Source organism: Streptomyces sp. B8-7 (assembly GCF_058833805.1).
The window spans coordinates 1,608,415-1,630,770 of the sequence record NZ_JBYRRL010000001.1 but is presented as its reverse complement, the minus strand read 5'-3'; the positions used below and the strand labels follow the sequence as shown (position 1 = coordinate 1,630,770).

Annotated in this window: 21 protein-coding genes; 11 read left to right on the top strand and 10 right to left on the bottom strand. The window is 74.9% G+C overall.

The annotated features are described in order from the left end of the window. Positions 1–9: 9 nt before the first annotated feature. Entirely contained in the window at positions 10–768 is a 759-nt protein-coding gene (locus tag AC5K6T_RS06795; protein ID WP_493206498.1) for a ZIP family metal transporter, read from the bottom strand. A gap of 274 nt (positions 769–1,042) precedes the next feature. Between AC5K6T_RS06795 and cobM the strand changes: the two genes are divergently transcribed. The 6 genes from cobM to cobC are packed head-to-tail and all read left to right on the top strand — an operon-like array spanning position 1,043 to position 7,486. Continuing rightward, entirely contained in the window at positions 1,043–1,861 is an 819-nt protein-coding gene (gene cobM, locus AC5K6T_RS06790; RefSeq protein WP_493206497.1) for a precorrin-4 C(11)-methyltransferase, read from the top strand. Further along, positions 1,858–3,090, top strand: coding sequence for a precorrin-6y C5,15-methyltransferase (decarboxylating) subunit CbiE (gene cbiE / locus AC5K6T_RS06785; protein WP_493206495.1), 1,233 nt, complete (start codon positions 1,858–1,860; stop codon positions 3,088–3,090). Before cobM ends, cbiE begins: the two co-directional genes overlap by 4 nt. Next, entirely contained in the window at positions 3,087–4,922 is a 1,836-nt protein-coding gene (gene cobJ / locus AC5K6T_RS06780; protein WP_493206494.1) for a precorrin-3B C(17)-methyltransferase, read from the top strand. The genes cbiE and cobJ overlap by 4 nt, the downstream gene beginning before the upstream one ends. Further along, positions 4,919–5,509: a precorrin-8X methylmutase gene (locus AC5K6T_RS06775; protein WP_493206493.1), complete on the top strand. Its 591-nt coding sequence runs from the start codon at positions 4,919–4,921 to the stop codon at positions 5,507–5,509. The genes cobJ and AC5K6T_RS06775 overlap by 4 nt, the downstream gene beginning before the upstream one ends. Then, positions 5,506–6,438: a sirohydrochlorin chelatase gene (locus tag AC5K6T_RS06770; protein ID WP_493206491.1), complete on the top strand. Its 933-nt coding sequence runs from the start codon at positions 5,506–5,508 to the stop codon at positions 6,436–6,438. Before AC5K6T_RS06775 ends, AC5K6T_RS06770 begins: the two co-directional genes overlap by 4 nt. Continuing rightward, positions 6,428–7,486, top strand: coding sequence for an Rv2231c family histidinol phosphate aminotransferase CobC (cobC, locus tag AC5K6T_RS06765; RefSeq protein WP_493206490.1), 1,059 nt, complete (start codon positions 6,428–6,430; stop codon positions 7,484–7,486). The genes AC5K6T_RS06770 and cobC overlap by 11 nt, the downstream gene beginning before the upstream one ends. Before the next feature lie 600 nt (positions 7,487–8,086). On the opposite strand, the gene AC5K6T_RS06760 is transcribed toward cobC, so the two are convergent. The 5 genes from AC5K6T_RS06760 to AC5K6T_RS06740 form a co-directional block, all read right to left on the bottom strand. Further along, a complete protein-coding gene (locus AC5K6T_RS06760; RefSeq protein WP_493206489.1) occupies positions 8,087–9,112 on the bottom strand; it encodes an SCO1860 family LAETG-anchored protein in 1,026 nt (341 codons plus the stop codon). Positions 9,113–9,445: 333 nt separating this feature from the next. Beyond that, a complete protein-coding gene (locus AC5K6T_RS06755; protein ID WP_493206488.1) occupies positions 9,446–10,537 on the bottom strand; it encodes an amidohydrolase family protein in 1,092 nt (363 codons plus the stop codon). Positions 10,538–10,558: 21 nt separating this feature from the next. Continuing rightward, positions 10,559–11,350 carry an amino acid ABC transporter ATP-binding protein gene (locus AC5K6T_RS06750; protein WP_493206487.1) on the bottom strand — a complete coding sequence of 264 codons (792 nt, stop codon included), beginning with the start codon at positions 11,348–11,350 and terminating at the stop codon, positions 10,559–10,561. After that, positions 11,347–12,180: an amino acid ABC transporter permease gene (locus AC5K6T_RS06745; RefSeq protein WP_493206485.1), complete on the bottom strand. Its 834-nt coding sequence runs from the start codon at positions 12,178–12,180 to the stop codon at positions 11,347–11,349. The genes AC5K6T_RS06750 and AC5K6T_RS06745 overlap by 4 nt, the downstream gene beginning before the upstream one ends. Further along, positions 12,180–13,040: an ABC transporter substrate-binding protein gene (locus AC5K6T_RS06740; protein WP_493206484.1), complete on the bottom strand. Its 861-nt coding sequence runs from the start codon at positions 13,038–13,040 to the stop codon at positions 12,180–12,182. Before AC5K6T_RS06740 ends, AC5K6T_RS06745 begins: the two co-directional genes overlap by 1 nt. Before the next feature lie 411 nt (positions 13,041–13,451). On the opposite strand from AC5K6T_RS06740, the gene AC5K6T_RS06735 reads away from it, so the two are divergent. The 5 genes from AC5K6T_RS06735 to thpD all read left to right on the top strand — a co-directional run bounded on the left by AC5K6T_RS06735 (position 13,452) and on the right by thpD (position 17,975). Beyond that, positions 13,452–14,288, top strand: coding sequence for an alpha/beta fold hydrolase (locus AC5K6T_RS06735; RefSeq protein ID WP_493206483.1), 837 nt, complete (start codon positions 13,452–13,454; stop codon positions 14,286–14,288). 445 nt (positions 14,289–14,733) lie between these two features. Further along, the gene (gene ectA, locus AC5K6T_RS06730) at positions 14,734–15,252 is read left to right on the top strand and encodes a diaminobutyrate acetyltransferase (RefSeq protein WP_493206482.1); all 519 of its coding nucleotides are present in this window, start codon (positions 14,734–14,736) and stop codon (positions 15,250–15,252) included. Between the two features lie 116 nt (positions 15,253–15,368). Beyond that, positions 15,369–16,655 (top strand): diaminobutyrate--2-oxoglutarate transaminase, encoded by a 1,287-nt coding sequence (gene ectB / locus AC5K6T_RS06725; protein ID WP_493206480.1) that lies wholly within the window; start codon positions 15,369–15,371, stop codon positions 16,653–16,655. A gap of 20 nt (positions 16,656–16,675) precedes the next feature. Beyond that, positions 16,676–17,080 carry an ectoine synthase gene (locus tag AC5K6T_RS06720; protein WP_493206478.1) on the top strand — a complete coding sequence of 135 codons (405 nt, stop codon included), beginning with the start codon at positions 16,676–16,678 and terminating at the stop codon, positions 17,078–17,080. Between the two features lie 4 nt (positions 17,081–17,084). Beyond that, a complete protein-coding gene (gene thpD / locus AC5K6T_RS06715) occupies positions 17,085–17,975 on the top strand; it encodes an ectoine hydroxylase (protein WP_493206477.1) in 891 nt (296 codons plus the stop codon). A gap of 74 nt (positions 17,976–18,049) precedes the next feature. On the opposite strand, the gene AC5K6T_RS06710 is transcribed toward thpD, so the two are convergent. The 4 genes from AC5K6T_RS06710 to AC5K6T_RS06695 all read right to left on the bottom strand — a co-directional run bounded on the left by AC5K6T_RS06710 (position 18,050) and on the right by AC5K6T_RS06695 (position 22,263). Continuing rightward, positions 18,050–19,102 (bottom strand): aminotransferase class V-fold PLP-dependent enzyme, encoded by a 1,053-nt coding sequence (locus AC5K6T_RS06710; protein ID WP_493206476.1) that lies wholly within the window; start codon positions 19,100–19,102, stop codon positions 18,050–18,052. 95 nt (positions 19,103–19,197) lie between these two features. Next, on the bottom strand, positions 19,198–19,914 hold the full coding sequence (locus AC5K6T_RS06705) for a DsbA family oxidoreductase (protein WP_493206474.1): 717 nt from the start codon (positions 19,912–19,914) through the stop codon (positions 19,198–19,200). Between the two features lie 75 nt (positions 19,915–19,989). Then, positions 19,990–20,508, bottom strand: coding sequence for a GNAT family N-acetyltransferase (locus AC5K6T_RS06700; protein WP_493206473.1), 519 nt, complete (start codon positions 20,506–20,508; stop codon positions 19,990–19,992). 225 nt (positions 20,509–20,733) lie between these two features. Continuing rightward, positions 20,734–22,263 carry an aldehyde dehydrogenase (NADP(+)) gene (locus AC5K6T_RS06695; RefSeq protein WP_493206472.1) on the bottom strand — a complete coding sequence of 510 codons (1,530 nt, stop codon included), beginning with the start codon at positions 22,261–22,263 and terminating at the stop codon, positions 20,734–20,736. Positions 22,264–22,356: the final 93 nt, after the last annotated feature.

Sequence of the window (22,356 nt, the reverse complement as noted above, 5' to 3'; positions counted from 1 at the left end):
ATCCGCCTCTCACTCGGCCAGGCCCACCACCAGCCAGATGAACCCCGCGCCCGCGACCGTGCACAGCAGCGTCGAGCGGGCCGGGTGCGCATGGTGCGCCTCGGGCAGGATCTCGGCCGCCGCGAGGTAGAGCAGCGCGCCGCCGAAGAAGCCGAGATAGCCGCCGAGGAGCGGCTCGGGAATGCTCAGGAACACCGCGCAGGCCGCGCCGACGACCGGTGCGGCGGCGTCCGCGAAGAGCATCGCGATCGCCCGGCGGCGGGCGTTGCCGTACAGGGTCGTCAGGGTGAAGGTGTTGAAGCCGTCGGCGAAGTCGTGTGCGATCACCGCCAGGGCGACGGCCGTGCCCATGCCGCCGCCGATCTGGAAGGCCGCGCCGATCGCCACTCCGTCCATCGCGCTGTGCAGCACCATCGCGGCGGCCGCCGTCAGCCCCACCTCGGGTGTGCGCCGTTCGTCCCGGTGCCCCGGCCGTCCGGCGGGCCCGGTCTCGTGACCGCCGTGCGGAACACGGCGGGTGGCCAGCAGGCGTTCCACCGTATGGGCGAACAGGAAGCCGGCCACGAACAGCAGCAGGGCCGTCGGGACCCCGAACACCTCGCCGGCCGTCGCGTCGAGGGACTCGGGCAGCAGGTCGAGCCCGACGACGCCCAGCATCAGGCCTCCGGCCAGGCCGAGCACGAGGTGGCGGCGGTCGGTGACACGTCCCGCCGTCCAGCCGCCGGCCAGCGTCATCAGGAACGCGCCGAGCGCGACAAGGACCGCCATGGCCCCTTGCTATCGGATGGACGGGCGCCCGCGCACGTCCGCCACCGGCGACCGGGGTGACCCCCGGCCCGGCCCGCACCGCGGAACCACCCCGGAGCGGGCGGAGCACCGCCGCGGAGCCGCGCCGCCCGCGCCCCCCGCACAACCGCACCGCCGCACCCCCTCCGTACCCCCCCGGTACCCCCCGTACCCCCCGTGCCCCCGTACCCCGCCGACCCGCGAACCCACGCAGAACCGCAGAAACCGCAGAAACCGCAGGAGAGGACCTCTTCCCATGGCTGATGCCCCCGCCGGCAAGGTGACCTTCGTCGGTGCCGGGCCCGGCGCCGCCGATCTGCTGACGTTCCGGGCCGCACGGGCGATCGCCGAGGCCGACGTCGTGATCTGGGCCGCGAGCCTGGTGCAGGCGGAGGTCCTCGACCACGCGCGGGCCGACGCGGAGATCCTGGACTCCGCCCCGATGGCGCTGGAGGACGTGGTCGGCGTCTACCGGCGGGCCCACCGCGAGGGGCTGCGGGTGGCCCGCGTCCACTCCGGCGACCCGGCGCTGTGGGGCGGCACCCAGGAGCAGCTCGACCGCTGCCACGAGATCGGCATCGACACCGAGGTCGTGCCGGGCGTCTCCTCCTTCTCCGCCGTCGCCGCGCTGGCCCGGCGCGAACTGACCGTGCCGGAGGTGGCGCAGTCGGTCGTGCTCACCCGGCTGGGCGGCGGCAAGACACCGATGCCGCCCGGCGAGGAGGTCCGCGAGTTCGCCCGGCACGGCACCACCATGGCGGTCTTCCTGTCGGCGGCCCGCAGCGGCCAGCTGGTGCGGGAACTGCTGGAGGGCGGCTATCCGACGCACACCCCGGTGATCGTCGCCCACCAGGTGACCTGGCCGGAGGAACTGGTGGTGCGGTGCACGGTCGGCACGCTGGAGGAGACGGTGAAGGAGCACAGGCTCTGGAAGCACACCCTGTTCCTGGTCGGCCCGGCCCTCGACGCGCACGGCACCCGCTCGCACCTGTACCACCCGGGGCACTTCCACGGTCACCGCAGGGCGGACCCGCAGGCCCGCAAGGCGCTGCGGGAGCGGGGTGCGGGCACATGATCACGGTGGTGGGTACGGGGACCGGCGGGCCGGCCGGCCAGGACGTCCTGGCCGGAGCGGAGCTGGTCGTCGGCGGGCGGCGGCACCTGGAGGCGGCGCGGCTGCCCGGGACGGCCGCGCGGGTCGTGCTCGGCCCGCTGGCGCCCGCGCTCGACGCGATCGCCGAGTACGCCGCCGAGGACCGCCCGGTCGTCGTGCTGGCCTCCGGTGACCCGGGCTTCTTCGGGATCGTGCGGGCGCTGGCCGACCGGTTCGGGCCCGGGCAGCTGGACGTGCGGCCGGGGGTGTCGTCGGTGGCGGCACTGTTCGCGCGGGCCGGGCTGCCCTGGGAGGACGCCGTGGTGGCCAGCGCGCACGGGCGGGACCCGCGCACGGCCGTCAACCTGTGCCGGGCGTACCCCAAGGTGGCGGTACTGACCGGGCCGGGTGCCGGGCCGGCCGAACTGGGCGCGGCGCTGCGGGCGTACGACCGGACCCTGCTCGTCGGCACGGAGCTGGGGTCCGCGCGGGAGCGGCTGGAGCGGGTGACGCCCGCCGAGGCCGCGGCCCGCGACTGGGGCCCGGCGGTCAGTGTGGTGGTCAGCCTGGACGAACGGCGGGCGCTCGGCCCCCTGCGCCGGCACGCCGGGCTGCCGGTGCCGCCGGCCGGATGGGCGCTCGACGAGCGGGAGTTCGCCCACCGCGACTCGATGATCACGAAGTTCGAGGTGCGGGCGCTGGCGCTCGCCCGGCTCGGGCCGCGCCCCGGCGACCTGGTGTGGGACGTCGGCGCCGGTTCCGGCTCGGTCGCCGTGGAGTGCGCCCGTCTGGGGGCCGCCGTCACCGCGGTGGAGAAGACCCCCGACGGCGTGGGACGCATCCGCGCCAACGCGCTCGCGCACGGCGTGGACGTGCAGGTGGTGCACGGCGCGGCCCCCACCGTGCTGTCCGACCTGGACGACCCCGACGCGGTGTTCGTCGGTGGTGGCGGCGGCGAACTGCCCGCCGTGGTGACCGCCTGCGCGCGGCGGGCCCGGCGCACCGTGGTCGTCGCGCTGGCCGCGCTGGACCGGGTGCCCGCGGCTCGCGCGGCGCTCCGCGCCGCCGGTCTGAGCTGCGACGGGGTGCTGCTGCAGGCGTCGCGGCTGGCGCCGCTGCCGGGCGAGGTGACCCGGCTGGCCGCGGCCAATCCCGTTTTCCTGCTGTGGGGCGAGCGGCCCCCGGCCCTCAGTGAAGGAGTTGCCCAGTGATCGGGCTCATTTCCGCCACCGCGGCGGGAGCGGCGGCACGCGACCGGCTGGCCGCGGCCTGGCCGGAGCGCACCCGGGTGTACGACGGCCCGGTGGCGGACGCCGTACGGCGGGCGTTCACCGAGTGCGAGCAGCTGGTGTGCTTCCTCGCCACCGGCGCGGTGGTCCGGCTGGTGGCGCCGCTGCTGGCCGGGAAAGCGGCCGACCCGGGCGTGGTCTGCGTCGACGAGGGCGGCCGGTTCGCGGTGGCGCTGCTCGGCGGGCACGCCGGGGGCGCCAACGCGCTGTCCCGCGAGGTGGCCGCGGTGCTGGCCGCCGAACCGGTGGTGACGACCGCGACGGACGCGGCCGGCCTGCCCGGCCTGGACACCCTCGGCCTGCCCTGCGAGGGCGATGTCGCCGGGGTGACCCGGGCCCTGCTGGACGGTGAGCCGGTCGCGCTGGAGACGGAGGTGGCGTGGCCGCTGCCGCCGCTGCCCTGCACGGCCGGGGGCCGGCTGCGGGTCCGGGTGAGCGACCGGGCGGGCGAACCGGCGGACGGCGAGGTGCTGTTGCGCCCGCCGACCCTGGTCGTGGGGGTGGGCGCGTCGAGCGGGGCGCCGGTCGAGGAGGTGCTCGGCCTGGTCGGCGACACGCTGCGGGACGCGGGGCTGTCCGCGGCGAGCATCGCCGAACTGGCCACCGTCGACGCGAAGTCCGCCGAGCCCGGCATCGTCGCGGCGGCCGCCCGGCTGGGGGTTCCGCTGGTGACGCACAGCGCCGCGGACCTGGCCGCGGTGGCGGTGCCCAACCCCTCGGACGCACCGCTGGCCGCGGTGGGCACGCCGTCCGTGGCGGAGGCCGCCGCCCTGATCGGCGGGGGCGAACTGCTCGTGCCCAAGCGGAAGTCCGCGGCCCGGCCCGCGATGGCCACCTGCGCCGTGGTACGGCGCCCGGGGCGCGGCAGGCTCGCACTGGTCGGGCTCGGGCCGGGCGCCCGGGACCTGCTCACCCCGCGCGCGACCGCGGAGCTGCGGCGCGCCTCGGTAGTGGTCGGCCTGGACCAGTACGTCGACCAGATCCGCGATCTGCTGCGGCCCGGCACCCGGGTCCTCGAGTCGGGGCTGGGCGCGGAGGAGGAGCGGGCCCGCACGGCGGTGGCCGAGGCCCGCCGGGGACACGCGGTGGCGCTGATCGGCAGCGGTGACGCGGGCGTGTACGCGATGGCGTCCCCGGCGCTCGCGGAGGCCTCCGACGACATCGACGTGGTCGGGGTGCCCGGGGTGACCGCCGCGCTGGCGGCCGGGGCGGTCCTGGGCGCGCCGCTGGGCCACGACCACGTGTCCATCAGCCTCTCGGACCTGCACACACCGTGGGAGGTCATCGAGCGGCGGGTGCGGGCGGCGGCGGAGGCCGACCTCGTGGTCACCTTCTACAACCCGCGCAGCCGGGGCCGGCACTGGCAGCTGCCGAAGGCGCTGGGCATCCTCGCCGAGCACCGCGCCCCCGCCACCCCGGTCGGGGTGGTGCGCAACGCCTCCCGGCCGGACGAGTCGGACCTGCTCACCTCGCTGGGTGCGCTCGACCCGGAGGCGGTCGACATGATGACGGTGGTGGTCGTGGGCAACACCGCGACCCGGACCGTGGCCGGGCGCATGGTGACTCCGCGCGGCTACCGCTGGCAGGAGCCGGCGCCGTCCGCGGCGGGCGCTCCGGCCGACGGCGCGCCGCCCGGTGAGGGCGCGGCCCCGGCGGACCCGGTGCGGTCCGGGGAGGGCGCTCCGGCGGACCGCGCGCCGGCCGGCGAAGGCACACCGGCGGACCGCGCGCCGTCGGCGGAGGGCGCCCGGTGAACCGCGTGGTCCACCCCATCGAGGAGGAGTCCTTCCGGCGGCTGCGGGCCCGGCTGGACACCTCGCACCTGCCGCCGCTGACCCGGGCCGTCGTGGAGCGGGTCATCCACTCCGCCGCCGACCTGGAGTACGCGCGCGACCTCGTCATGGACGAGGGCGACCTGGAGCAGGCGCACGCCGCGCTGCACGCCGGGGCGCCCGTCGTCGTGGACGTGGAGATGGTCGCGGCCGGCATCACCCGCCGGGAGACCGTGTGCCGGCTCCGGGACGCCGTGCCGGGCCCGGGGCTGACCCGGTCCGCGCGGGCCGTACGGCTGGCCCACGAGCAGGTCGGGCCCGGCGCGATCTGGGTGATCGGCTGCGCGCCGACCGCCCTGGAGGAGCTGCTGACGCTGGACGCCTCCCCCGCACTCGTCATCGGTCTGCCCGTCGGGTTCGTCGGCGCGGCCGAGTCCAAGGCCGCGTTGCGCGAGAGCGGGCTGCCCGCGGTCAGCAACGTGTCCGAGAAGGGCGGTTCGGCGGTGGCCTCGGCCGCGCTGAACGCCCTGCTGTACCACCCTGTTCCGCAGTCTGAGGAGATCACGTGACCACGCCGCCCGCCCTGCTGATCGCCGGCCACGGCACCCGGGACGAAGCCGGTGCGGAGGCCTTCCGCGCCTTCGTGCGGGAGCTGGGCCGCCGCCACCCCGAACTGCCCGTCGCGGGCGGATTCATCGAACTGTCCCCGCCGCCGCTGGGCGAGGCGGTGGCCGAGCTGGTGGAGCGGGGCGTACGACGGTTCGCCGCGGTGCCGCTGATGCTGGTGTCCGCCGGGCACGCCAAGGGCGACATCCCGGCGGCTCTGGCCCGTGAGAAGGAACGCCACCCCGGGCTCTCGTACGCCTACGGCCGTCCGCTCGGCCCGCACCCCTCGCTGCTGGCCGTGCTGGAGCGGCGGCTTCGGGCCGTGCTCGGCGACTGGGCGCCGGAGGAGGTGACGGTGCTGCTGGTGGGGCGCGGCTCGACCGACCCGGACGCCAACGCCGAGGTGCACCGGGCGGCCCGGCTGCTGTGGGAGGGGCGCGGCTTCGCGGGTGTGGAGACCGCGTTCGTGTCGCTGGCCGCGCCGGACGTCCCGGCCGGGCTGGAGCGGTGCGCCCGGCTCGGGGCGCGGCGGATCGTCGTCCTGCCGTACTTCCTGTTCACCGGCATCCTGCCGGACCGGGTGCGGGAGCAGACCGGGCGCTGGGCGCTCGCCCGCCCGGAGCTGGACGTGCGGTCGGCGGACGTCATCGGGCCGGAGCCGGAGCTGCTCGACCTGGTGATGGAGCGGTACGGGGAGGCGGTGCGGGGCGACCTGCGGATGAACTGCGACAGCTGCGTGTACCGGGTCGCCATGCCGGGGTTCGAGGACAAGGTGGGGCTCCCGCAGCGGCCGCACTTCCACCCGGACGACGACGGCCACGACCACCACGGGCACGACCACCACGGGCACGGTCACGGGCACCACCACGGCGGGCACGCGCATGCCCGCTGAGGACGGCCCGGGGCACGATCTGCGCCACCACGGCGACGCGGAGGTCCGGGACGGGGGCGCCGGGCTGGTCGACCTGGCCGTGAACGTGCGCGCGGGCACACCGCCCGGCTGGCTGCGGGAGGTGCTCGCCGGGTCGCTGGCCGGGCTGGCGGCCTACCCGGACGGACGGGCGGCGCGGGACGCGGTCGCGGCGCGGCACGGCGTCCCGCCGGAGCGGGTGCTGCTGACGGCGGGGGCCGCCGAGGCCTTCGTGCTGCTGGCGCGGACGCTGAAGGTGCGCCGGCCGGTGGTGGTGCACCCGCAGTTCACCGAGCCGGAGGCCGCGCTGCGGGACGCGGGGCACACCGTGGACCGGGTGCTGCTGCGGGAGTCGGACGGGTTCCGGCTCGACCCGGGGCTGGTGCCGGAGGGCGCGGACCTGGTGGTGGTCGGCAATCCGACGAACCCGACCTCGGTGCTGCATCCGGCCGCCACGCTCACGGGGCTGGCCCGGCCGGGCCGGACCCTGGTGGTGGACGAGGCGTTCCTCGACGCCGTACCGGGCGAGCGGGAGGCGCTGGCCGGCCGGACGGACGTGCCGGGGCTGGTGGTCCTGCGGAGCCTGACCAAGACGTGGGGGCTGGCCGGGCTGCGGGCGGGCTACCTGCTGGCCGCGCCCGCCGCGGTGGCCGCGCTGGCGCGGGCGCAGCCCCTGTGGCCGGTGTCCACCCCCGCGCTCGCGGCCACGCGGGCCTGTGTCACGTCGCGGGCGCTGGCCCAGGCGGCGGACGCGGCACGCCGCACGGCGGCGGACCGGGCCCGGCTGGTGGCCGGGCTGGCGGCGTTCACCGACCGCGGCGTGCGGGTGGTCGGGCCCGCCGAGGGGCCGTTCGTGCTGGTGCGGCTGCCGGACGCGGCGCGGGTCCGGATCCGGCTGCGCGACCTGGGCTACGCGGTGCGGCGCGGGGACACCTTCCCCGGCCTGGACGCGCACTGGCTGCGGATCGCGGTGCGGGACGAGCGGACCACGGCGGGTTTCCTGGCGGCGCTGCGGGAGGCCCTCGGCTGAGACCCAGACCCCCGGGGGCGGCCGGGGGCCCGGCGAGGGACGGACCTCCGGGACGGGTCCCGTCCCGGGCCTCCCCCGCCACCGCCGCGCCCCGGGCGGCCCCCGTCGCCTTCCGGGCCCGGACCGGCACCGGGCCCCGCGCCCGCCGAGTCCGGCGCCGGCACCTCGGCGCACGCCGTGACACGACCGGCGACGACTCGGCACCCATGCCACGCCGAACACCGACCCACCGCCACGCCACCGCCACGCCACCGCCACGACCGCGACCGACCGCCCCCGGCCCGGCGCAGGCACCGCAAGCCCGGCCTTCCGCGCACCGGGACGTCCCCGGCCCGCGCCACCGCCCATGACCGGGCGCGGCCCGGCGCGGCGCCACCGTCACCGCGCCCGCCGCGGCCGCCGCGCCCGCCACGTAGGGCGTGGTCGAACCACCACCCGTCTCCGCGAGACCCGCCTGCGCCGCGGCCCCCTGCGGCTCCACCCGGGAAGCGGGAGACGGACCGTCCGACGCGGGCCGGGCCTCCCCGTCGGACGGGGCCACCGCACTCACGGCGCCCCGGGCCGCCGGGCCCCGCCGCGCGCCCGCCGCGGCCCGGCGGCTCACCCCCGGCGTCGGGCGACGACCACCGCGGCTCCGCCCACCAGCAGCAGCGCGCCCGCCGCGCCCGCCACGTAGGGCGTGGTCGAACCACCACCCGTCTCCGCGAGACCCGCCTGCGCCGCGGCCCCCTGCGGCTCCACCCGGGAAGCGGGAGACGGACCGGCCGACGCGGGCGGGTCCGCCTCGTCGGACGGGGCGGCCTCGGCGGCCGTCGGCGTCGTACAGGTGGACTCGGCGAGCGTGAGGGCGCCCTCGACCCCGGCCACGTTCAGTTTCAGCGGGTTGAGGGAGACGGTGAGCTCCAGGGCGGTGGCGGCGGCCGCGTCCGTCGTCGTGGACCGCTTCGACAGCTCCAGCCGCACCTCGCCGACACCGGGCACCCGCACCTCGGTCGGACCGCCCGCGGTGAGGGTGACCCGCTTGCCGAGGACGGTCACCGATCCGAGGACGTTCGCCTCGGCGACCGGCGCGGCGCCCGTCGCGCAGACCGCGCTGGAGGTGACCTCCTCGACCTCGATCACCGACAGCAGGGGCAGCCCGGGCACGTGCAGCCGGGCATGGGCGAGGCGGGTGCTCGCCTCCGCCCTCCGCTCGCCGACCGCGGCCTTCGCCTCGGCGACCTCCGCGGAGAGGACGCTGAAGGGCCTGCCCCCGTCGACGCCGTCGAGGCTGGCGGTCAGCGCGGTCTTCTCGGCGGTGCGCGGCGCCTCGACCTCGTTGAGCGAGACCGCGAGCGGGACCTCGACGGTCCTGTTCAGCAGGGCCACGTCAAGCCCGGTGCGGAGGACGGCCGCGTCGGCCCGTCCCTTCGCGCCGGCCGTCGCGCCGGTGTCCCCACCGGTGTCCCCGCCGGTGTCCCCGCCGGTGTCCCCGGCGGTCTTTCCGGTGGCGGTTCCGTCACCGGTTCCGCCGGTAGCGTGCGCGGAGCCCGTGCCGGCCAGGACCGCGGGGGCGGTGGCCAGGACCGTGGCCGCCGCGACGGCGGCGAGTCGGCGGGCGGACGGGCGCAGAGTGGTGCCGTTCACTTCGTGGGACCCCCAGAGGAGACATGCGTGGGACCCCGCAAGAATTACGCACGGAGAGTGAACGGGCGTCGTTCCTCCGTGACTTCACACCATCGTGGGATCTCCGTCCTGTCGTTCGGTTTTCTCGGTACGGGTGTTCCCCGGCGTGCCCCGCAACGGTGAAGGAGAGCGAACCTGCAGGTGGACGCCACGGCGTACGCGCGGGAGTGCACAACGACGCCGGGCGGACGAGGTGACCCGGCGGGCCGGGTGATCCATGCGGTGACCCGGGTGACACGGACGGCGGTCCGGACCCCCGGACCGGGCGGCGCACCGGGCTCCTCCCCGGCCGCCTCAGCCGACGACGCGCCCCTCCAGCACGATCCGGCGGGGGTCCGCCAGCACGCGGACGTCGGCGCGCGGGTCGCTGTCGTAGACGACGAGGTCGGCGGGGGCTCCCTCGTCCAGGCCGGGCCGGCCGAGCCAGGCACGGGCGGACCAGGTGGTCGCCGCGAGGGCCTCTGCGGGCGACAGACCGGCACGGACCAGCTCGGCCACCTCCTCGGCGACCAGCCCGTGCGGGAGGGAGCCGCCCGCGTCGGTGCCCACATAGACCGGGATGCCCGCGTCGTAGGCGTTGCGGACGGTGTCGTAGCGGCGTTCGTGGAGCCGGCGCATATGGGCCGACCAGCGGGGGAACCTGGCCTCGCCGCCGTCGGCGAGCCGCGGGAAGGTCGCGATGTTGACCAGGGTCGGCACGATGGCGACGCCCCGTTCCGCGAACAGCGGGATGAGGTCGTCGGTCAGGCCGGTGGCGTGCTCGACGCAGTCGATGCCGGCCTCGACGAGGTCGCGCAGCGAGTCGGTGGCGAAGCAGTGGGCGGTGACGCGGGCACCGAGGCGGTGCGCCTCGGTGATGGCCGCCTCGACCGCCTCGCGCGGCCAGCACGCCGACAGATCGCCCAGGTCGCGGTCGATCCAGTCGCCCACCAGTTTGACCCAGCCGTCACCGCGCCGGGCCTCCTGGGCGACATGGGAGACGAGGTCGGCGGGTTCGATCTCCCAGGCGTAGTTGCGGATGTAGCGGCGGGTACGGGCGATGTGCCGGCCGGCACGGATGATCTTCGGCAGGTCGGGGCGCTCGTCGGTCCACCGGGTGTCGGAGGGGGAACCCGCGTCCCGGATCAGCAGTGTGCCGGCCTCGCGGTCGGTCAGCGCCTGCTTCTCGGCCACGTCCCGGGGCACCGCCCCGTGCGCGTCCAGCCCGACGTGGCAGTGCGCGTCGACCAGGCCGGGCAGCGCCCAGCCCTCGACGGTGCGCACGTCGCGGGCGCCGGCGGGCCGGTCGTAGGAGATCCGCCCGTCGACGACCCACAGTTCGTCCCTGGCCTCGTCGGGGCCGACCAGGACCCGGCCCGTCACGTGCAGCACCGCGCGTTCGCTCATGTACCGCACGATAGTGAGGGGTCAGTCGGGCGCGCCCGCCCGGTCTCCGGTCCGCCGCTCCGGCCCGGCCGGGGCGGGGTCGAGCAGCCGCGACAGGAAGTTCCGGGTGCGCTCGTGCCGGGGGCGGGCGACGACCTCCTCGGGACGGCCGTCCTCCACGACGACGCCGCCGTCCATGAAGACGACCCGGTCGGCGACCTCCCGCGCGAAGGTCATCTCGTGGGTGACCACCATCATGGTCATGCCCTCGTCGGCCAGCATCCGCATGACCGCGAGGACGTCCCCGACGAGTTCCGGGTCGAGCGCCGAGGTCGGCTCGTCGAACAGCATCACCTCGGGGTCCATCGCCAGCGCGCGGGCGATGGCCACCCGCTGCTGCTGGCCGCCGGAGAGGGACGACGGGTGGGCGTCCGCCTTCCCGGCGAGGCCGACCCGGCGCAGGTTCTCGGCCGCGACCCGCGCGGCCTCGGCCTTGCCCCGGCCGAGGACGCGGCGCTGCGGCAGGGTGAGGTTCTCGGTCACCGTGAGGTGCGGGAAGAGGTTGAACTGCTGGAAGACCATACCGATCCGGCGGCGCACGGCGTCGATGTCGACGTCCGGGTCGGTCACCTCGGTGCCGCCCACGAGGACCTGCCCGCGGGTGGGCTCCTCCAGCAGGTTGACGCAGCGCAGCAGGGTCGACTTGCCGGAGCCGGAGGGGCCGATGACGCAGACGACCTCGCCCTGCCCGATCTCCAGGTCGATGCCGCGCAGCACCTCCTCGGCGCCGAACGACTTGTGCAGGCCGCGGATCTCGATCTCGGGTCGGCTCACTTGACGGCCTCCTGGGCTTTGGCCTCCATGCGGCGCACGACGAGGCCGAGCGGGATCGTGACCAGCAGGTAGCACAGGCCGGCGACGAGGATCGGCGTGGAGTTGGCGGTGGTGCTGGCCAGGTCGCGGCCGAACTTGGTCAGTTCGCGCTCCTCCAGGGTGACCCCGAGGAACAGCACCAGCGAGGAGTCCTTGAAGAGCAGGACCAGTTCGTTGGTGAGCGGCGGCAGGATGATCCGGAAGGCCTGCGGGAGGACGATCGAGACCATGGCACGGGCCGGTGAGAAGCCCAGCGAGCGGGCCGCCTCCCACTGGCCCCTCGGCACGGCCTGGATGCCCGCGCGGAAGGTCTCGGCCATGTACGCGGCCGCCACCAGGCCGAGGGCGAGCGCGACCTTGCCGTACGTCCCGCCGGGGATCTCGGTGCCGGGGAAGGCCAGCGGTACGGCCACCCCGATGAAGACGAAGATCAGCAGGGCGGGCAGGCCGCGGAAGATCTCGATGTACACGCCCGCGACCCAGCGGTAGGGCCGTACCGGCGACAGCCGCATGAGCGCGACGACCAGGCCGAGGACGATGCCGACGGCGAAGCCGGACAGCGTGTACAGGACCGTGTTGCGCAGCGCCCGCGTGATGACGTCGGGGAACATCTCGCGGGCGATGTCGCCCTGGGCGAACTGGTTGCCCAGCCGGCCCCAGTCGGCGGCGAGCGCGACGGCGAGCAGGGCCGCCGCGAACACCACGTACTGGATGCCCCGGGACAGCCGCTGCCGCTGCCGCCGGGTCAGCCGCTTCCTCGCCGGGCGGGTCGGCAGGTCCGCGGCGGCCATCAGGCGGCCGGGGACGCGCTGCCCGCGCCGGAGGAGGACGCCGGCTCGGTGTACGGGCCGATCCACTGCTCGTACAGCTCCCGGTACGTGCCGTCGGCGCGGGCGTCCGCGAGGGCCTTGTCGATGGCCTCGCGCAGCGCGGTGTTGCCCTTCTTGACCGTGAAGCCGTACTGCTCGCCGGTGTCGACCTGCTCGGCGACCTCGAAGGCGGCGGCGGTGGCCTCGTCCTTCAGCCAGCCCTGGACGACCGGGTAGTCGATGACGACGGCGTCGACCTGACCGGTGCGCAGCCCGTTGAGGACGGCGTCGGAGGACTCGAAGGAGACCGGGTCCAGGCCCTTGCTCCGGGCGTAGTCCTCACCGGTGGTCTGCGCCTGGGCGCCGGTCTTGTGGCCCTTGAGATCGCCGAAGGAGGAGATGCCGCTCTTCCTGCCGACGAGGACCGCCTGGGTGGCGTCGAAGTACGGGGCGGAGAAGTCCACGTTCTTCTTGCGCTCGTCGGTGATGGTCATGCCGGCCGCGGCGAGGTCGCACTGGCCGGAGTTGAGGAAGGCGCCGGTCTTGAAGTTCTCGAACGGCGTGTCGAGGATCGTCTGCCGCACCCCGAGGTCCTCGGCGACCAGGTCGATCAGCGCGACGTCGAAGCCCTGCACCTTGCCGTCGATCTCCGACTGGAAGGGCGGGTAGGGCAGGTGGGTGCAGGTGGTGAGCTGCCCGGCCTTGGCGACCTCGACGCCGCCGGCGGCGGTCTTCGCGCCGCCGCCGTCCCCGTCGGAGGAGCAGCCGGCCACGAGCACCAGCCCCGCAGTCGCGGTGGCGGCGGCCAGGACACGGCTCCGACGGCCGAGGGCGGTGTTCACGGATGGACCTCCAGTTGGACAACAGTGCGCTCTGATTATAAGGAAATGTTTGACATACTCAAATCATTCCCATGGGGAACCCGCTCTTCGGCCTGCGAACCCACGCCCGGACCCCGCCCCCGGAGGGACACCGGGACACCGTGCGGCCGGCCCGCCCCCCGGCCCCCGCATCCACCCCCGGGGCGTGCGGGGCCGCACGATCGGTCCCCATGACGCCGCGTCCGGCCGACGGCCCCGCACCGGCGTCCGGGAAGCCCGGTCCCGCCGGCCGCGTCCCCCACCCGGCGGACACCGCGCTCCCCCGGTGAAGGGCCCTCGCGGGGGACGGCACCGCCCCCGGCGGCCCGGCAGCCTGGGACACCGGCGCGGAGGGCGGACCTCCCGTCGCACGACAGACTCCGGGAGACCGACATGACCACCGACCCGGCGGACACCGCCACCGTCCGCTCGCTGCGGGTGCCCGGCGCACGGCTGCACTACGAGGTGCGGGGCGAGGGCCCCCTGATCGTGCTGGCCGGCGCCCCGATGAGCGCCGCGGAGTTCGCCCCCCTGGCGGAGCGGTTGGCCGACGACCACACCGTGCTCACCGCCGATCCGCGCGGCATCGGCCGCAGCATCCTCAAGGATCCCGGCCAGGACTCGACACCCCGCCTGCGCGCCGACGACCTGTCCCGGCTGATCGCTCACACCGGCGCCGGACCGGCCGCCGTCCTCGGCTCCTGCGGGGGCGCCGTCAGCGCGCTCGCCCTGGCCCAGGCCCGTCCCGACCGGGTGCACACCGTCGTCGCCCACGAGCCGCCGCTGATCGAGCTGCTGGAGGACCGTGAGCAATTGCGCACGGCGGCCGACGACCTGGTCGCGACCCATGCGGCGGGTGATGTGACGGGCGCGTGGCGGAAGTTCTTCGCGCTGGCCGGCACCCCGATGTCCGGGCCGGTGATCGAGAGGCGGTTCGGCGGAGAGCGCGACCCGCGCCAGGTGGCGGACGAACGCCGCTGGTTCGGGCACGAGTTGCGCGGCACCGTCGGCTGGCATCCCGATCCGGCGGTTCTGCGGGCGGTGGCCGCCCGTATCGTGGTGGGCGTCGGCGAGAGGTCCGCCGGGCACCTGTGCAACCGGGCGTCCCGCGCGCTGGCCCGCGCGCTGGGACGTGAGCCGACGGCGTTCCCCGGCGGGCACACCGGGTTCGTCGACGCTCCGGAGGCCTTCGCCGACCGGCTGCGTGCGGCGGCGTCCCGCCGGTCCTGAGGGAAGCCCGCCGCGCCGGACCACGGGCCCCGTACCGCCGAGCGCCCCCTGCCGCCGCCGGTCCCGGGCGAGGCGGGGCGCGACGCCCTGGGGGGTCACCAGGGCCAGTCACTTCCGGGCGGGCATACGGGCGGAAGCGGTCGGCAAGGGGCTTGCGGCGCTCGACACCGTCCTGTAAACATCTCAATTCCATGAATTATGAAATTCAGTCGAGCTTAGCCGCCCATATTCTCCTGCCCGGTTTCCCCAGGGCTAAACGCCACGATTTCGTGAACGTTACAGCGACGTGACGCATGCCACACCGCATCCGGTTTGCCCCTTTCATCACCCGGCAAATCTCCACAAATCACCCAGCTCTCGCGCCCGCGTGATAACACGAAAGCCCGCCAGGCGTAAGAGTGTCCGGCGATGCAATTTTCAATTTGCCTCGCTAAATTCAATTGGCATGACTGCCGCACCCGCAGACCTGCTCATCGAACGACCTGACGTTGCCGACGGAGCCGCTCTCTGGCGGCTCGCCAAGGAATCCGGGAACCTCGATCTGAACTCGTCGTACAGCTATCTGCTGTGGTGCCGCGACTTCGCCGGCACGTCGGCGGTGGCCCGGGGCGCGGGCGGGGAGCCCGTGGGATTCGTGACCGGGTACCTGCGTCCGGACCGCCCGGGGACGCTGCTCGTGTGGCAGGTGGCCGTCGACGCCGGGCACCGCGGCCGGGGCCTGGCCGCCCGACTGCTCGACGGGCTGGTCTCCCGGGTCGCCGGGGAGCAGCCCCTCACCAGCGTGGAGACCACCATCACGCCGGGCAACACCGCCTCCGAGCGGCTGTTCACGTCGTTCGCCGCGCGGCACGGTGCCCGGGTCGAGCGCGAAGTGCTGTTCGACCGGGGCCAGTTCCCGGACGGACCGCACGACCCGGAGGTCCTGTACCGCATCGGCCCCCTGACCGCCGGCCCGCGGTCCTGACGCCGTCCCCCGCCGGACCCGCCCCCGAGGCCCGGTCCGCCGGCTCACCGGACTTCCCGTCAGCTCAGTTCCGTCGCATTCCCGTTGACCCCTGTCGCACTGAGGAGCGATTCGCCGTGACCATCACCCAGCCCGACCTCAGCGTCTTCGAGACCGTGGAGTCCGAGGTGCGCAGCTACTGCCGCGGCTGGCCCGCCGTCTTCGACCGTGCGCGCGGCAGCCGTATGCACGACGAGGACGGACACGCGTACCTCGACTTCTTCGCCGGAGCGGGCTCGTTGAACTACGGGCACAACAACCCGGTCCTCAAACGCGCGCTGATCGACTATCTGGAGCGGGACGGCGTCACGCACGGCCTCGACATGTCGACGACGGCCAAGCGGGCCTTCCTGCGTACCTTCCAGGACCTGGTGCTGCGGCCCCGCGACCTGCCGTACAAGGTGATGTTCCCGGGCCCGACCGGCACCAACGCGGTCGAGGCGGCGCTGAAGCTGGCCCGCAAGGTCAAGGGCCGCGAGGCCATCGTGTCGTTCACCAACGCCTTCCACGGCATGTCGCTGGGCTCGCTGGCGGTGACCGGCAACGCCTTCAAGCGGGCGGGCGCCGGCATCCCGCTGGTGCACGGCACGCCGATGCCCTTCGACCACTACCTCGACGGCAAGGTGCCGGACTTCCTCTGGTTCGAGCGGCTCCTGGAGGACCAGGGGTCCGGCCTGAACCACCCGGCCGCCGTGATCGTGGAGACCGTGCAGGGCGAGGGCGGCATCAACGTGGCCCGCCCGGAGTGGCTGCGCGGGCTCGCCGAGCTGTGCGAGCGCCGGGACATGCTGCTGATCGTGGACGACATCCAGATGGGCTGCGGCCGCACCGGAGCGTTCTTCTCCTTCGAGGAGGCCGGCATCGTCCCGGACATCGTCACCGTGTCCAAGTCCATCAGCGGCTACGGCCTGCCCATGTCGCTGTGCCTGTTCAAGCCGGAGCTGGACGTGTGGGAGCCCGGTGAGCACAACGGCACCTTCCGCGGCAACAACCCGGCCTTCGTCACGGCCACGGCCGCGCTGGAGAGCTACTGGGCCGACGGCTCCGCCATGGAGAAGCAGACCCGTGCCCGCGGCGAGCAGGTCGAGCAGGCCATGATCGAGATCACCGAGGAGAACCTCTCCGACGTGAAGGAGTACCGCGGCCGGGGCCTGGTGTGGGGCCTGGAGTTCCACGACAAGTCGCGTGCCGACCGGGTCGCCCGCAGGGCCTTCGAACTGGGGCTGCTGATCGAGACGTCCGGCCCCGAGAGCGAGGTCGTCAAACTGCTGCCGGCCCTGACCATCACGCCGGAGGAACTGGACGAGGGCCTGCGTGTGCTGGCCCGCGCCGTCCGGGAGACCGCACCCGGCATCACCGTCTGAAGCAGGAGGACCGCACCACCGTGATCGTCCGTTCGTTCAAGGACATCGAGGGAACCGACCGCCATGTGAAGGCAGCGTCCGGGACCTGGGAGAGCAAACGCATCATCCTCGCCCGGGAACGGGTCGGGTTCTCGCTGCACGAGACGGTTCTGTACGCCGGGACCGAGACGTCCATGTGGTACGCCAACCACGTCGAGGCCGTCGTGTGCGTGGAGGGCGAGGCCGAACTCACCGACCACGAGACCGGGACGACGCACTCGATCACTCCCGGCACCATGTACCTGCTGGACGGCCACGAGCGGCACACGCTGCGTGTCCTGCAGGACTTCCGCTGCCTCTGCGTCTTCAACCCGCCCGTCACCGGGCGGGAGGACCACGACGAGAACGGCGTCTACCCCCTGCTCACCGAACCCGAGGAGGTGTGACCGCGTGACCGCCACCGTCACCGACCTTTACCCCACCCGCGGCACCGCCGAGGTGTCGACCCCGCGCCAGGACCCCGTGGTCTGGAGCGGCCCCGACGCCACCGGCCCGATCGCCGCGGCCGACCTCCGGTCGTACGAGCGCGACGGCTTCCTGGCCATCGACCAGCTCATCGCCGACGACGAGGTCCCCGTGTACCGGCAGGAGCTGGAGCGGCTGGTCAACGACCCGGCGATCCGCGACGACCCGCGCTCCATCGTCGAGCCGCGGTCCAAGGAGATCCGCTCGGTCTTCGAGGTGCACCGCATCAGCGAGGTCTTCGCGGCCCTGGTGCGCGACGAGCGCGTCGTCGGGCGGGCCCGGCAGATCCTCGGCTCGGACGTGTACGTCCACCAGTCGCGGATCAACGTCAAGCCCGGCTTCGGCGCCAGCGGCTTCTACTGGCACTCGGACTTCGAGACCTGGCACGCCGAGGACGGTCTGCCGAACATGCGGACCGTGTCGGTGTCGATCGCGCTGACCGAGAACTACGCCACCAACGGCGGCCTCATGATCATGCCGGGTTCGCACCGGACGTTCCTGGGCTGCGCCGGCGCCACGCCGGAGGACAACTACAAGAAGTCGCTGCAGATGCAGGACGCGGGCACCCCGTCCGACGCGGCGCTCACCGCCATGGCGAGCGACTACGGCATCAGGCTGTTCACCGGCCGGGCCGGTTCGGCGACCTGGTTCGACTGCAACTGCATGCACGGCTCGGGCGACAACATCACGCCCTTCCCGCGCAGCAACGTCTTCATCGTGTTCAACAGCGTGGAGAACGCCGCGGTGGAGCCCTTCGCGGCTCCCGTGCGGCGGCCGGAGTTCATCGGCGCGAGGGACTTCACGCCGGTCCGGTGACCGGTCGGCCGGCTGTGCCGTGAGGGGTGAAGGGGGCCTGCCCGCAGGCCCCCTTCACCCCTTCCCGCGCCGGGTCAGCGGGGCAGGGCGTCCAGCAGGCGGTCCACGTCGGCCTCCGTGTTGTACAGGTGGAAGGACGCCCGCAGACTGCCCGCGCGGTCGGAGACCTGGATGCCGGCCGAGTCCAGGGCCGCCTGGTGGCGGCCGAGGCCGGGCACCGAGACGATCGCGGAGCCCTCGGAGGGCAGCGGCCGGTGTCCCCGGGCGGCGAGACCGGCCCGGAACCGGTCGGCGAGCGCGAGGTCGTGGGCGTGGACGGCGGCCACGCCGAGTTCCTCGATCAGGGCGAGCGAGGCCCGCAGCCCGGCATAGCCGAACAGCCCGGGGCTGACGTCGAACCGTCGTGCGGAGCGGGCGAGTTCGGCGACCGGCCCGTAGCAGCTCGCCCAGGGCTCCTCGCCCGCCACCCAGCCGGCGAGCAGCGGGGTGAGCCCGCCGAAGTCCTCCGGAACGGTGAAGAGCACGACCCCGTGCGGGCCGAGGAGCCACTTGAAGCCGACGGCGGCGACGAAGTCGTACGCCCCGGCGTCCAGCGGCAGCCAGCCCGCGGACTGGGACGCGTCGACGTAGGTGCGGGCGCCGTGCGCGGCGGCCGCCTCGCGCACGGCCGCCAGATCGGCGAGCCGTCCGTCGGCGGACTGCACGGAGCTGACCGCGACGAGCGCGGTCTCCGGGCGGACGGCCTCGGCGAGCCGCTCCAGCGGCACCGCCCGCACCTTGAGGTCGCCGCGCATGTGGAAGGGGTTGACCAGGGAGGCGAAGTCGGCCTCCGCGGTGAGGACCTCGGCCCCGGCCGGCAGCGACGCGGCGACGAGCGCGCCGTACTCGGCGACCGAGCCGCCGGTCGCCACCCGCCCGGGGGCCACCCCGGTCAGCCGGGCGAAGGAGGCCCGGACGGCTTCCACGTCCTCGTACAGCGGCCCCAGCGGCCGGCCCGCGGCCCGCATCCGGACCGCGGCGTCCAGCGCGGTGACGGTACGGGCCGGCAGAAGGCCGTTGGCGGCGGTGTTGAGGAAGGTGGTCTCCGGGGCGAACTCGGCGCGGACGAGGCTGTCGAAGGTCTCCATGGGACCACTGTGCAGCGCGAAGACCTATCAGTCCATTGCGAATTTTCGCGTGAACACCCTAAGGAACACTTATGGATCGGCGCCGACCTGCACGTTCAGCCCTGCGGGACGGGGCATCCGTCGGGACCGCAGGCCTGGGCGCCGTCGTCCTGGACGAGGGTGAGCGGGGAGCGGTCGCCCCAGGCCTGGACGAGCGCCTGCTCGAACACCTCGGCCGGCTGGGCGCCCGAGACACCGTAGGCGCGGTCGAGGACGAAGAACGGCACACCGGTCGCGCCGAGCCGGGCGGCCTCGCGCTCGTCGGCACGCACCTCGTCGGCGTAGGCGTCCGGGTCGGCGAGCACCGCGCGGGCCGCCTCGGCGTCCAGGCCGGCCTCCGCGGCGAGTTCGGCCAGCCGCTCGGCGCCCTCGGTGAACACCGACCGCTCCTCGGCGAAGTTGGCCCGGTAGAGGATCTGCACGAGCCGGTCCTGACGGCCCCGCTCCTTGGCGAAGTGCAGCAGCCGGTGCAGGTCGAAGGTGCTGCCGTGGTCGCGGCCCCGGGTGCGGTAGGCGAGACCCTCGGCGGCGGCCTGCGCTCCGACGTTGTCCTCGGCGGCCTGGGCCTGCGCCTCGCTGATGCCGTACTTGCGGGCCAGCATCGGGACGACCGGCCCCGCGTCGCCGCGCGCGCGGTCCGGGTCGAGCTCGAAGGAGCGGTGCACGACCTCGACCCGGTCACGGTGCTCGAACGCCGCGAGGGCCTTCTCGAACCGTGCCTTGCCCACGTAGCACCAGGGGCAGGAGATGTCGCTCCAGATCTCGACGCGCATGTCTCTCGGGTTCCTTCGGTCGTACGGGAGCGGAGACCGTCTCCACCCGGTACGTGAACCTTCAAGCAGCCGGCTTCATTCCGCGGGCCGGGCCGCCGGGGCCAGGTCGAGACGGAGCGCGAGGTGGTGGTCGCCCTCCTCGTGCGGCCGCCCGGGGTCCGGGTGCCAGCCGTGCCGGGCGTAGAAGGCCCGTGCCCGCTCGTTGCCCCGGTGCACCCGCAGGACCGCGGTGCGCCGCCGGTCGGCGTGCCACTGCTCCCGGCAGGCCGCGTGCAGGGCCCGGCCGATCCCGGTCCGCCAGTGGCCGGGGTCGACATGGAACTGGCGCAGGTCGACGGTGCCGCCGTCGGTGCCCGGGACGGTCCGGAAGGAGGCGAGCGCCACGATCCGGCCCTCCTGCACGACGCACAGCACCTGCCCGTCGGGCCGCCCTGCGGCGTCCCGCCAGGCCGCCGTCCAGTCGGTGCCGTCGTCGGGCACTCCCTCGGGGTAGTACGTGGCCCGCGCCCGCGCGTGGAGCGCGGCGACCGTCTCCGCCTCGGCTCGCAGGACGGTGCGGATCACCCGGTTGCCGGTCGTTCGCTCGCTGATCACGCGAAGAAGGACGCGTTCTCCGGCCGCCCGGGTTCCGTTCACCGGCCGGGCACCCGTACGGCCGCCGTCCGCACCCGGGCGAGCGAAGACGGCGACGGCGAGGGTCAGAACGGGGACCGGGGTGAGGGTCAGGGCGGGGCGGGGCGAAGGGCAGGGCGAAGGGCAGGGCGAAGGGCAGGGCGGGGGCGAGGGCGGGGGCGACGGCGCGTGGCCGGTCCGGTCCGGTCAGCGCTCCAGGCGGCCGTCGACGCGGCGGGGCAGGCCGAGGGGATTGCCGTCGAGCAGTTCCGGGGGCAGCAGGGCCTCGGGGGCGCCCTGGTAGACGACCGGGCGCAGCCAGCGCTCGACGGCGGTGGAGCCCACGGAGGTCGAGGTGGAGGTGGTGGCCGGGTAGGGCCCGCCGTGGTGCTGGGCCGGTGCCACGGCCACACCGGTCGGCCAGCCGTTCACCAGCACCCGGCCGGCCAGCGGGGTCAGCTCCGCGAGGATCCGCGCGCCCCGGCCGGCGCCCGCGGTCTCCGCCTCGGAGAGGTGCACGGTCGCGGTGAGGTTGCCGGGCAGCCGGCTCAGCACGGCGCGGGCCTGTGCGTCGTCGTCGTAGCGGGCGACGACCGTGACCGGGCCGAAGCACTCCTCCAGCAGCAGGTCGTGGGCGCCCTCGGCGGTCAGCGTCCCCGCCGCGACGGTCAGGAAGCCGGCGCTCACGGTGTGCTCGCCGTCCGCGCCGGGCGCCACCGGGGTCCCGACGCCGTCCAGGGCGGCCCGCTCGGCGACCCCCGAGACGAAGGCGTCCCGCATGCGGTGGTCGAGCAGGACGCCCGGCCCGGTGGCGCCGACGGCGTCGGCGAGGGACTTCACCAGGCCGTCGCCGGCCGCGTCGGATGGCACCAGGACCAGGCCCGGCTTCACGCAGAACTGGCCGGCGCCGAGGGTCATGGAGGCGGCGAGCCCGGCGCCGATGGCCTCCCCGCGCTCGGCGGCGGCGGCCTCGGAGACCAGGACGGGGTTCAGCGAGCCCAGTTCGCCGTGGAAGGGGATGGGCACCGGCCTCGACGCCGCGGCGTCGAACAGGGCACGGCCGCCGCGGACCGAGCCGGTGAAGCCGGCCGCCGCGATCAGCGGGTGGCCGATCAGCTCGACGCCCGCGTCGAAGCCGTGCACGAGCCCGAGCACGCCCGCGGGGAGGCCGAGCTCGGCGGCGGCGGCCCGCAGGACCTCCGCGACCAGCTCGGACAGGCCGGGATGGGCGGGGTGCGCCTTGACGACGACCGGGCAGCCGGCGGCGAGCGCGCTGGCGGTGTCACCGCCGGGCACGGAGAAGGCGAAGGGGAAGTTGGACGCGGAGTAGACCGCGACGACGCCCAGCGGCACCTTGTAGCGGCGCAGGTCGGGCACGGGCGGGGTGGCGGTGCCGTCGGGGTGGTCGATGACCACGTCGAGGAAGGCGCCCTCGTCGACGAGGCCCGCGAAGGCGCGCAACTGGTAGCACGTGCGGGCGAGTTCGCCGGTGAGCCGGGCGGGGCCCAGTGCGGTCTCGGCGTCGGCGGCCTCGACGAGCCGCTCCGCGGCCGCCTCCAGGCGGTCGGCGGCGGTGCGCAGCAGGGCGGCGCGCACGGACCGGTCGGCCAGCGCGTGGCGGGCCGCGTGGGCGGCGCGGACCGCACCGTCCACCTCGCGGGCCGTGGCCTCCACCGCGACCTGTTCACGCTGCTTCCCGGTACGGGGGTCGACGCTCCAGACTGGTGCTGCTGCCACCGCGGGTCCCTCCACCTGAGTACGGGTTCGGCCACCAGAGCGTTCTCTATACTGAACGACGTCTCCGGTGATGAACAACGGACGCTCGGAGAC